This is a genomic window from Pedobacter sp. GW460-11-11-14-TSB4, from assembly GCF_059423705.1.
Genome location: NZ_JBWKYI010000007.1, coordinates 170651 through 182674, shown reverse-complemented (window position 1 = coordinate 182674; position 12024 = coordinate 170651). Strand labels below are relative to the sequence as shown.

General features: G+C 36.3%; 10 protein-coding genes. 6 read left to right on the top strand and 4 right to left on the bottom strand.

What is annotated here, in order from left to right; all coding sequences use genetic code 11:
* Nucleotides 1-2: 2 nt before the first annotated feature.
* Nucleotides 3-1247: a transcription termination factor NusA gene (gene nusA, locus AC07YT_RS09635; RefSeq protein ID WP_025143392.1), complete on the top strand. Its 1245-nt coding sequence runs from the start codon at nt 3-5 to the stop codon at nt 1245-1247.
* 62 nt (nt 1248-1309) lie between these two features.
* Nucleotides 1310-4408: a translation initiation factor IF-2 gene (gene infB / locus AC07YT_RS09630; protein WP_086548734.1), complete on the top strand. Its 3099-nt coding sequence runs from the start codon at nt 1310-1312 to the stop codon at nt 4406-4408.
* A gap of 29 nt (nt 4409-4437) precedes the next feature.
* Here the strand turns inward: infB and AC07YT_RS09625 are convergent, their stop codons facing one another.
* Nucleotides 4438-4692, bottom strand: a complete 255-nt coding sequence (locus AC07YT_RS09625; protein ID WP_086548735.1) for a helix-turn-helix transcriptional regulator — start codon at nt 4690-4692, stop codon at nt 4438-4440.
* 122 nt (nt 4693-4814) lie between these two features.
* Between AC07YT_RS09625 and AC07YT_RS09620 the strand changes: the two genes are divergently transcribed.
* From AC07YT_RS09620 to AC07YT_RS09610, 3 genes are all read left to right on the top strand, one after another.
* Nucleotides 4815-5093, top strand: a complete 279-nt coding sequence (locus AC07YT_RS09620; protein ID WP_086548736.1) for a hypothetical protein — start codon at nt 4815-4817, stop codon at nt 5091-5093.
* Between the two features lies 1 nt (nt 5094).
* Complete coding sequence (locus AC07YT_RS09615) at nt 5095-6423, top strand: hypothetical protein (RefSeq protein ID WP_086548737.1); 1329 nt, start codon at nt 5095-5097, stop codon at nt 6421-6423.
* A 110-nt stretch (nt 6424-6533) separates the two neighbouring features.
* Complete coding sequence (locus AC07YT_RS09610; protein WP_086548738.1) at nt 6534-7619, top strand: acyltransferase family protein; 1086 nt, start codon at nt 6534-6536, stop codon at nt 7617-7619.
* A gap of 2 nt (nt 7620-7621) precedes the next feature.
* Here the strand turns inward: AC07YT_RS09610 and AC07YT_RS09605 are convergent, their stop codons facing one another.
* On the bottom strand, nt 7622-8626 hold the full coding sequence (locus tag AC07YT_RS09605) for a glycosyltransferase family 2 protein (protein ID WP_086548739.1): 1005 nt from the start codon (nt 8624-8626) through the stop codon (nt 7622-7624).
* Nucleotides 8627-8828: 202 nt separating this feature from the next.
* Between AC07YT_RS09605 and AC07YT_RS09600 the strand changes: the two genes are divergently transcribed.
* Nucleotides 8829-9938 carry a glycosyltransferase family 4 protein gene (locus AC07YT_RS09600; protein ID WP_086548740.1) on the top strand — a complete coding sequence of 370 codons (1110 nt, stop codon included), beginning with the start codon at nt 8829-8831 and terminating at the stop codon, nt 9936-9938.
* 51 nt (nt 9939-9989) lie between these two features.
* Here AC07YT_RS09600 and AC07YT_RS09595 read toward each other — a convergent pair whose 3' ends face one another.
* Together AC07YT_RS09595 and AC07YT_RS09590 are read right to left on the bottom strand one after the other, a co-directional pair.
* Entirely contained in the window at nt 9990-11105 is a 1116-nt protein-coding gene (locus AC07YT_RS09595; RefSeq protein ID WP_086548741.1) for a glycosyltransferase WbsX family protein, read from the bottom strand.
* A gap of 15 nt (nt 11106-11120) precedes the next feature.
* On the bottom strand, nt 11121-12020 hold the full coding sequence (locus tag AC07YT_RS09590) for a glycosyltransferase (RefSeq protein ID WP_086548742.1): 900 nt from the start codon (nt 12018-12020) through the stop codon (nt 11121-11123).
* Nucleotides 12021-12024 lie beyond the last annotated feature (4 nt).

Genomic DNA, 12024 nt, shown 5'->3' with positions numbered 1-12024 from the left:
AAATGAGTACTACAACAATTAATTTGATCGACTCTTTTCAAGAGTTTAAAGATTTCAAAAATATAGATCGCCCAACAGTGATCAGTGTGCTGGAAGAAGTTTTTCGTAGCATGTTGCGTAAGAAATACGGAACAGACGAAAACTGTGATGTTATCGTAAATCCGGATAACGGGGATTTGGAGATCTGGAGAACGAGAAAAGTAATGGAAGATGGATTTTCTGAGGATGATGATTTAGAGATCGAGCTTGCTGAAGTTTCTAAATTAGACAGCACTTTAGAAGTTGGCGATGATTATATCGAGCAGATTACTTTAGAAAGCTTTGGCCGTAGAGCAATTTTAGCTGCACGCCAAACTTTGGTATCTAAAGTATTGGAATTAGAGAAAGACGAAATCTTCAAAAAATATAAAGATAGAGTAGGTGAAATTGTAACAGGTGAGGTTTATCAGGTTTGGAAGAAAGAAACTTTGGTTTTAGATGATGAAGGTAACGAACTTTTAATGCCTAAAACAGAGCAGATTCCAGCTGATTATTTCAAAAAAGGCGATTCTGTAAGAGCAGTAATCTCTAAAGTAGAAATGATTAATGCCAATCCGAAAATTATCATTTCGAGAACAGCACCAGAATTTTTGCAACGCCTGTTCGAACAGGAAGTTCCTGAAATTTTCGATGGTTTAATTACCGTTAAGAAAATTGTTCGCGAACCAGGAGAACGTGCTAAAGTTGCTGTTGAATCGTACGACGATCGTATCGATCCGGTTGGCGCATGTGTGGGTATGAAAGGATCACGTATCCACGGTATCGTTCGCGAGTTGAAAAACGAAAACATTGATGTGATTAACTTCACCAATAATATTTCATTATACATTACCCGTGCTTTAAGCCCGGCAAAAATCACCTCTATTAAATTGGATGATGAGACCAAACATGCATCGGTTTACTTAAAACCAGATCAGGTTTCATTAGCAATCGGACGTGGCGGACACAATATTAAGTTAGCTGGTAAATTAACCGGTTATGAAATTGATGTGTATCGTGAAGCTGGAGAAGAGAGCGATGAGGATGTTGATTTAGAAGAATTCTCAGATGAGATTGATAGCTGGATCATTGATGAATTAAAGGCTATCGGTTGCGATACTGCTAAGAGTGTATTAGCACTTACAGTAGAAGATTTGGTAAAACGCACCGACCTTGAAGAGGAAACCATTAAAGAAGTGGTTCAAATTTTGAAGTCAGAATTTGAATAAGTGGTGTAATTGCCAAATAAACACTACTTTTGTATTAAATAAAAAACAATAACAGGAGCTAAATGTCAGACGACAAACCAATCATTTTAATTAAAGCTATTAAAGAACTTAATATAGGCATGGGTACGGCCGTTGAGTTTTTAAACAAAAAGGGATTCTCTGCCGAGAAAAGCCCTATGTTTAAACTTACGGGAGACATGTATAATGCCTTATTGAAAGAGTATCAGGGAGATAAGATCGTAAGAGAAGAAGCCAAACAAATAGTGATTGGTAAAATACGTCGTGACGAGCCTGAGACTGAAAAGCCAGTAGAAGCGCCGAAGAAGAATACCGATTTTGAGAAAAATGAAGAGATTTTAATTAAAAATGCTCAATCATTTACCCCTCCGGTAGAAAAACCAAAGGTTGTAGAAACACCTAAGGTAGAAACGCCAACACCAGCACCTGCGGCAGCAGTAGAGCCAGTAAAAGAAACTAAGGCAGAAGATAAGGTTGAAGAAACTGGATTACCAGGAGTTAAAATTGTAGGAAAGATCGATTTAAACGACCTTAACTCAAAAACACGCCCGGCTAAAAAAGAAGAAACACCTGCTGCACCAGCACCTGTTGTAGAACCACCAGTGGTTAAAGCACCAGAACCTGTAAAACCAGTTGAGCAACCTAAAGCGGAAGAAAAACCGGTTGAGGTTAAAAAGGAAGAAGCGCCTGCTGCACCAGCACCAGCTGCAGAACCGCCAGTGGTTAAAGCACCTGAGCCTGTAAAACCAGTGGAACAACCTAAAGTGGAAGAAAAACCAGCTGAAGCAAAACCGGTAAGCAACGAGCCTGAGGTAATTAAAGCACGTACCGTTAAATTAACCGGTCCGAATATTATTGGTAAAATTGTTTTACCAACAACACCGGATAGAAGAAACGGCCCTGTAGCATCATCTAGCGATAGTGAAGCCGCTAAACGTAAGCGTAAACGCAAAAAAACTCCGGGAGCTCCAGGTCAACCAGGCCAACACGGTGGTCAGGGCCAGCAAGGACAGAATAATCCTGCAGGTCAAGGTCAAGGCCAGGGTGGTGCGCCAGGACAACCTCGTCAACCTTATCAAGGTAACAGACCAGGTGGCGGTACACCATACCAGGGTAACAGACCAGCCGGGCAAGGTGGAACACCTTATCAGGGAAATAGAAATAACAACAATAACAGACCAGGTTTCCAAAATAGAAATGCTACACCAAGCGGACCTAAAGAAGAACCTACTGAGAAAGAAATTCAAGATCAGATCAAAGCAACACTTGCCCGTTTAAGTGGAGCTGGTAAATCAGGTAAATTTGCACAACGTGCTAAATTGCGTCGTCAGAAACGTGATGATGTAGCATCGAATGCAGAAGAGGCTGCAAATGAGCTTGAATCGCAATCGAAAATATTAAAAGTAACAGAATTTGTTACGGCTAATGAGTTAGCGAGCATGATGGATGTACCGGTTACCAAAATTATTGGTACTTGTATGAGCCTTGGTATGTTCGTTTCCATTAACCAACGTTTAGATGCTGAAACCTTAACCATCGTTGCAGACGAGTTTGGTTACGAAATTCAATTCGTTAAACCAGATGAGGATGAAGAAAATGTAATTGAGGAAGAAGATAACGAGGCAGATTTAATCGAAAGAGCTCCGGTTGTGACGATTATGGGTCACGTCGATCACGGTAAAACCTCATTGCTGGATTATATCCGTAAAGCAAATGTGGTAGCTGGTGAGGCAGGTGGTATTACCCAGCACATTGGTGCTTATATGGTAACTACGCCAACCGGTAAAAAAGTAACTTTCTTAGATACCCCAGGTCACGAAGCCTTTACAGCGATGCGTGCACGTGGTGCTAAGGCAGCAGATATTGCCATTATTGTTATTGCTGCAGACGATGCAGTGATGCCTCAAACAAAAGAGGCGATTAACCACGCACAAGCGGCAGGTGTACCATTGGTATTTGCTTTCACTAAGGTAGATAAACCAGGTGCAAATGCAGATAAAGTACGTGAGCAATTATCGGTAATGAATATTTTGGTTGAAGATTGGGGTGGTAAATATCAATCACAGGAAATCTCAAGCAAAAGCGGCTTAAATGTTGATTTACTTTTAGATAAAGTATTATTAGAAGCTGAATTATTAGAACTGAAAGCGAATCCGAATAAGAGAGCTACAGGTACTGTAATTGAGTCGGCATTAGATAAAGGACGTGGTATTGTAACTACAGTATTGGTTCAGGCTGGTACATTAAGAGTTGGAGATCCAATCTTAGCAGGTAGTTACAGCGGACGTGTAAAAGCATTAACCAACGAGCGTGGTGCTAAAGTAGATTCTGCAGGTCCATCACAACCGGTACAGGTTTTGGGTATGCAGGGTGCGCCTACAGCAGGTGATCGATTTAATGCTTTAGAAAGTGAAACCGAAGCACGTGATATTGCAAACAAACGGATGCAGTTACAACGTGAACAAGGATTACGTACACAGAAACATATTACTTTAGATGAGATCGGTCGTCGTTTGGCTATCGGTAACTTTAAAGAGCTTAATATTATCGTTAAAGGTGATGTGGATGGTTCAATCGAGGCATTAGCCGATTCATTGTTAAAACTATCAACTGAGCAGATCCAGATCAATATCATCAGTAAAGGTGTTGGTCAGATTTCAGAATCTGATGTATTGTTAGCTTCAGCTTCAGATGCGATTATTATTGGTTTCCAGGTTCGTCCATCAACAGGTGCACGTAAACTTGCAGAAGCTGAGCAGATCGATATCCGTTTATATTCTATCATCTACGATGCAATCAACGAGATTAAATCGGCGATGGAAGGTATGTTGGATCCGGAATTTGAAGAGAAAATTGTGGCGAATGTTGAGATTCGCGAGACTTTCAAAATTACTAAAGTGGGTACCATTGCAGGTTGTATGGTATTAGATGGTAAGATTACCCGTAACAGTAAAATCCGTATCGTTAGAGATGGTGTTGTAGTGTACACAGGTGAACTGGCCTCGTTAAAACGCTTTAAAGATGATGTGAAAGAAGTGAATAAAGGTTACGAGTGTGGTTTAAACATTCAGAACTTCAACAACATCGAAGTTGGCGATATCGTAGAAGCTTACGAACAGGTAGAAGTAGCTAGAAAACTGTAATCAGTTTCAGATAAAATAAAGTAAGGGCATCAATAATATTGATGCCCTTTTTGTTTGAGAGAAATTATTTTATGCTTTTTAAAATCTGATTGTATGATGATCTCATGGATAGGTACCTCATATAGTTCGGCGATTTTGACCAGTTGCGACACCGCAAAATCTACCTCATTATTTTCCCACTTTCGATAAGCAACCCTGCTTATGCCAATTACATCAGCAACATACTGCTGTGTATAATGATATCTATCCCTGTACCTTCTTAAAGTAATCCCTATATCTAACATGTTGAGAAACGTTAACGATTATGTAATTGTATTATTTACTTGCTATGTGTTTAATAAGTAAATAATGATAATAAGGGATTGTCAAAATTAATATTTTTTCTCAGTTTCTTTGCAAGAAAAAAATGAAAAAATATATCAAATTAGGTGCTCTGATATTATTATTTGGGACCGTTACTGCATCGTTTCATGGATGTAAAAAGAAAGATTTGCCAGTAGTTGTAGAGTCTGTAAATGAAAAGGTTAGTGTTGGTCAGTTGAAAGTCTATTTAGGAGAATTAATAACTATAGACACTTCGAAAATTAAGTATAATGAAGAGAATGAAAAATTTTCTGTTTATGGAATTGAGCAGATTGGTAGGGAAGAATTAATTGCTATGTATATCAAAAAGAATAATAAGTAATATGAAAATATTTAAATTAATTTGTGCTATTCTATTTATATTCTCAATTAATTATGCTAAAGCACAGAAGAACTACGGCGTGATAGCTGATTTTGAAATTCTTCCCTCATATTTGCAAAACGGAAAAATTATTATTAATTATAATCAGGAAACCACGCTGGTTAAATATTCTGTATCCTATAGTAGGCCATCAGTTTTTCCTGTTACAGGCCCTTATAAGCCAGTGGATTTTAAAATTGCAATAGGAACACGAAACTCTGATAATGAAATTTCACCTTTTTCAGAGTTTATACAGATTACAAACTCTAATTTTAAATCTGGTGTTTTTATAAAGAAGGATACATTTTCGGTTAATATTAAGAAATCGAAGCTAGTGGAAGGTAAAAAAATATATTTATTTTATCAAACCGCTGATCAGGCGCAAGTTGTCGCCTATGATAAAGTTTATGATTTTCAAACAAACACAACAACACCTGGGAATGGAAACCCAGGGACAATTACGCCTCCAACCTACACAGTTCCTACTATTGGGGCTGTGCCGTTTTATGAGTATTACGATTCCTCTAGAGGAACTCATTTTTACTCAACGGAATGGCTTGGAGTAAACTATTCTACGATTTTAGGTTATGTTTTTAAAAATCAAGAACCTGGAACAGTTCCTTTATATGTTTATTATAGTGAGACTAAACTAAAATATCATTATAGTACTCAATTAGCAAGTAATTTCGGGGATTATGTATCTCGGGGTATTGCATGTTATGTTTATCCTGCTCCCGTAACTAAAACAAGAGCAGTTATAAGATATTTTAATCAAGATAATGGCGATAATTATCTTTTTGACGGCCCTGGGACTTTTGCGGGATACAGCTTAGAGGGTATCAAGTTTTATATTCTTCAGAATCCTCAAGCTACAACTTACCCATTACCTGAAGAGGATACAATGGAGCTATACGAATATTATAGTACCAGTAAAGGGGAGCATTTTTATACTACATTAAAGAAGGATAGGCCTGATTATTACTATTCAAAGGTATTAGGTTATGTTTATTCCATACAAAAACCAGGTTCTGTGCCCTTATATAGATACGTTAATTTAAATATTCCTTCCGGAAACCATTATTATACCATTAATCAACAAAATTATGCTGGTTATACCTATGAGGGTATTGTAGGTTATGTTTATAATAATAGCAATACCTCTGGTACAACTCCAGTTTACGAATATTATAATTCAAGTGTGGTAAACCATTATTACAACACAATCAATTCGTCTTTTGCAGGTTATTCGAACGAAGGAATCAAATTTTATATGCTTCCTTATAATAATTAATAACATTTAAAACTGTAATATTTTACGTACATAAATGTTAAAAGAGCTTCAATAATAAATTGAGGCTCTTTTTTTGTAGATATTTGTCAGTTCAACTACCAAACTACTTAATGATTGAATTAACCAAAGAAACATTACCTGTAAAAAAGAATTTCGATTTTGTTAACACCATTCGTTGTATCTCAATGATGGGTATTGTATTTGAGCATAGCCACATTGTTCAGGCGCCGATGTATAACACAGCCAGTGCTACAATAACCGAAGCAGGAGTGATACAGTTTTTTAAATTCTCTACCGTAGCATTTTTCTTAATAGGTGGGTTTTTAATAAACCATAAATTCCAAGAATATTCGGCTGGTCAATATTTAAAAAATAGGTTTAAGAATACCGTAAGTCCATGGCTTTTCTGGATGGTTGTTTTTATTGCAATTACCATGTTGGATAGATGGATAGCACACAGTAAGGGAAGCGATGGTGGATTAATGTTTACAGATTTCGGAGCCTATATTTCCGATTTTGTTTTTAGGGTATTATTCTTCAGCCCTTACTGGTTTATCCTTAATTTTTTGATCTGTATTACCCTGTTATTAATATTTAAAAAATACCTCTATAATTATTGGTTAGGCATATTTTTTGGACTTATTTCACTTGTATATAGTGTAAATCTATATTTTAACTGGTTCGAAACTACACATACTTCTGCCTTATTCGGTTTTGTTTTTTACTTGTGGCTTGGTGTATATTTAAACAGATATTATGCTGCAGTAATGAAGTTTGTAAAAGATACACGATGGATAACATGGATCTTTTTTCTGATTTTGACCTTTGCCTTAGGAATTTTTGAATCGGTACACCTGATTGAGTTAGGAAGTAAAGATGCATATAATACGCTGAGAATATCGAATATCATCTATTCGTTTGTGGCGTTTGGCGTGCTGTTAAAGATTGGAAGTATTCAAATTCTTGATCGCCTCAAGCCACGTGAAACCACTTTCGGGATTTATTTGTTGCACAGTATTGTAATAGAACGGTTTTTGCCATTGATTTTTCAGCCATTGAAATTAGATGTTCTACATTATAATGTGTGGGAGAACACTGCTTTGTTAATCGTAAGGTTTATAATAGCATATTCAATTAGTTACCTGCTGTCAGCATTAATTATCAAAACCAGGATGAAATGGACTGTTGGCCAGTAATTTTAGCTTAGCAATTGTTTCATGCTGTTTTTGAAGGCTTTTCTAAATTTTTTAAAGTTGAAATAAGCACTTTTAAATATTTCATTTTTAAGGTACCATTTTAGGGTAAGTTCATTAATTTGATCAGATATTAGGACATCCATCCATTTATTGAACAAAAATCGGTTAAGTGTTTCTTGATCATATCTTTTAGAAATATTATTGGCTGATTTAAGTTCGTGGAGCAAAAGCAAATAATCGTTTAAATGTGTTCTAAGGAGGGTCCAGTTAAATAATTCGATATGTGGGCTTAACCATCTTTCATGATTAGGTAAGCCTATACGCTCTTGCAAATGACTAATGATTTTTCTTTCGTTTGCCAGCCTTGTACCGAGATTTAGCGCAGACGTGTTATGGCTGTGAACGCGGTAATTGACAAAGGTTTCGTTAAGGTTTGTCACTTTGTATTTTTCCGCCATCCTTATAAAAAGATCAAAATCTTCTGAGATACTATAGTTTTGATAACCATTTAGTTCATTAAAAACACTGGTTTTAAACATGGTTGTTGAATTTACAAATGGGTTACCAAATAACATAAATAAGTCAACATTATCTACAGGTACCATCAGCTGGTCGCCCGTTTTATCACCATTCTCGTCGATAATGGTAGCATGGCCTCCGCATAGTGCAATTTCTGGGTTAGCCGAAAGAAAGTTGTACTGAAGTTTAAGCCGATCAGGCTGAGCAATATCATCACCGTCTAATATCGCAATATACTCGCCCCTTGCAAGTGTTAATAAACGGTTTCTTGTATAAATCAGGCCTTTGTTACCGTCGTTGTTCACCAATCTGATTCTATTGTCGGTGAAAGATTCAACAATGATAGCAGTATCATCTGTCGAACCGTCATTGACAACGATCAATTCAAAATCTGAAAAACTTTGGGTTAAAATACTATCTATGGATTGTTTGATGAAATCTGCCTGGTTATAAGCAGCCATAAAAACAGTTATTTGTGGTTGTCCCATTATTGTGCGCTGGTTTTTAAAGTATTTAGCTTTATTATACTGAAGACATATAAAATGCGAGCTAAAGTGATAATTTCAAATATACCAACAAACTAAATATGGAAGCCTAAATGCAATTAAATAAAAGTTAATACATTATTTATTCTTTAATTTGCAGCCAATTTAAACAGAAAATAGCAGTTGTTATTATATCAGAGATTAGATGAAGAAAATATTGTTTATAAGCCATAACTTAGGTAGAACAGGCTCGGAAATGCTACTTTGGTATTCTTTAACCAACTTAAACAAGGATAAGTTTTTACCACTTTTATTTACGAAAGATAAGGGCGCCTTAATTGATGATCTGCCGGCTGAAATTAAACATTTCTTGCCTTATAAAAAAAATCCAAAAAAATCTTTAAGGCTTTTGAGGTCTTTTTTAAAGATCTTTAAGATCGATTCATTAGAATATCAGTTAAGCCAGATCCATAAAAAAAATAAAGTCGATTTTTGGTATGTAAATACCATTGTAATACCTGAAGTTTATCCCATTGCTAAGAAATTGGGGGTGAAGATTATTACGCATGCACACGAATTGCCACTGGCATATAATTTTGTTTCTTATACCGGTTTAGAAACAATTGTTTCATCATCAGCAGCGCTGATCGGCTGTTCTGAAGCAGTGTGCGATAAGATTAGCGGTATGGGCCGACCTGATGTGAAGTTGTTATATGGCTTTATCGATATTAATAAAATAATCTGTACTAAATCAGCAGCGGAAGTAAAGGCGAATACTGGATTTGCTAAAGACGATTTTGTTTGGGCAATTTCCGGTAAAACTTCGTTAATAAAAGGGGTAGATTTTTTAGTTTCGCTGCTTAAAGACTTGCCTGGGAATATTAAAATTATCTGGATTGGAGGCGAGGAAGATACAGGAATTTATTATTATACCAAGAAGACGGTTGAGCATAAATTTCCTGGGCGGGTTAAATTTTTAGGGGCACAAAGTGATGAGTACTACAACTATCTTAACTCCGCTGATGCTTTCTTATTATTGTCTAGAGAAGATTCATTCCCCTTGGTAATGCTAGAGGCCGCTGCATTGGGGAAACCAATTGTAGGCTTCAATTCGGGTGGGATTAGTGAGTTTGTGAAGGGCGGCACAGGCATAGTTGTAGACTCTTGGAGGACAAAAGATCTGGCTACTGCAATGATGGAAGTCAAAAATAACCCAGAAAGGTTTAATGTAGACGAAATTAAGATTCAAGCAGCCCGTTATGAAGTAAAAAAGCAAGTTTCAATACTGGAAAATATATTGGAAAGCATAAACTGATTTTATAAATCGTTTTCTTACTCTTTTACATCATTGGGGTTTTATTAGTTATTAAGATTCGAGCCCGTCTTTTAATGCCTGTAAATAGTGGTGGCCATATTTTTGATCTGGCTCTAAATGGCATCCTTCTGCCCATTCGTTCCAGGCGTTTACAAACATTAGTCGCTCTTCTCCTTGAAAATTCTCTTTGGTGTATGCCGCGGTTTTTGCAACCCATTCCTTAAATTTTTCTGGGCTTGAGTTCACAAATACAGTGGCATCTTTAGCCCTTCGAGCAGAGTTGTCCCAGCTAGGGAAAACGGATCGGAAGTATTTATAATTTTTAGGCTCCTTTTTGGCCATTTTCTCAACCATTTCCTCGTAGTCGAATACTTTATTCGCCAGTAACCCACTTTGTTTTAAGGAGCTGTTGTGTAAGATCTTTCTGAATAAATGACTAAGTGGTTGTTTTTTGCTGTATTTCTGAAGCTCGATCGAAAAATCTGGAGCAAACTCCATGCTCGCATCGAAATCATGGTATTTAGGATCAAAATCTCTTTTAAAGTTTTCAACCCTAATGAGATAAATGTCATCAAATCCAGCTTTTTTAGCTTCCTCCCGCCAAATCTTTACAGCCTCGTTGATGTTTGGATGGAGCTCAGATCTGTACATTAAATAAACAGGTTTTCCATCTATTTTTATGTATCTTTCATCCTTAAAAAAGGGCATCAGATATCGGATGTGATCAAGATCATCATTTAAATCATACTCTTGCTTAATTAAAACATCAGCTTCTAGTCCATCCCATCGCCTCGTCCAGTTTTCATTGGCCCAGCATAAGCAGAAAGGGAAATCGGGTTTACTAGATTTTAACATTTGCTCTATCGGTGTCTCCATTAAAAGTTTTCCATTAAACCAATAGTGATAGAAACAAAAGCCATAAATGCCATATTCTTTGGCAAGGGTAGCTTGCTCAACCATAGTATCTAATAATCTCAGGTCGTAAAAACCCAAATCTGCTGGTAGATGTGGCTGATAGTGGCCCTTAAATTTTGGCCTTGATTTGGTGACATTTGTCCATTCTGTAAATCCTTTTCCCCACCAATTATCATTTTCTTTAAAAGGATGAAATTGAGGTAGATAAAGTGCAATGGCCTTAAGCTCGTTTTTGCTGTTAGAATTGTGCATAAAACTGTTTTTATATTAGTAGCCCATTTTTAAAGCGAAATTAAATCTACTGATGAGATTCCTCTTTTTTAAATCTGGGAAAAAGTGCTGATAATTTTCGATCATTTTTACGATCAGAAATAGATTGTATTTTTTCTTTTTTGAGTAAGCTTCAAACAAATCAGAGATCAGCTGTTTATCTTGATGACTTAGGTTTGGGTAATTTTTTAAGATTTCCAAATTCTTCGTTTTTTCTAAAAACCTGGCCACTTTTTGGTTGCTGGAATTAGCTTGTTCTTCTTTATTCATTACAGAACTACCGTGTATGCGGTGTCTGGTTAAATTCATGTTCAAATACGCAATTTTCTTATGGTAAAGTGCAATAAATCCCATCCACCAATCGTAATAACCCGAACTTGGAATGGGGAAAATATAAGGAATAAATATTCGTGAAAGTAGGGTAGTATGCCCCGTTACGAAATTATAAAAAAGCAAACTTCTGAAATCTCTTTCCCTAAGTTTAAATGATGGGTGAAGGAGCGTTTTGCCTAAATCGTTATTATGTTCATCAACAAATATTGAGTTTGAGAATATGAGCCAGTTATCATCTATATGATTTAATAAAAGTTCGAGTTTGTTTAACTCCCAGATATCATCCTGGTCACTAATAGCGATATAATCTCCGGTAGTAAGTTCTATTGCTTTTTCGAAATTCTTATTAAAACCCAGATTCTTTTCATTTTGATACAATTTGATCCGGGGAAAACTTTTTTCAAGACTTTTTACAATATCTACCGTATTATCAGTCGAACAGTCATCAACAATAACAACTTCAATATTTTTATAGGTTTGGTTAACAATACTCATTAACTGTTCCTGCAAATACTTTGCTCCATTGTATGTACACAGTGCTATAGAAATTAGAGGTTGCATCATCAGC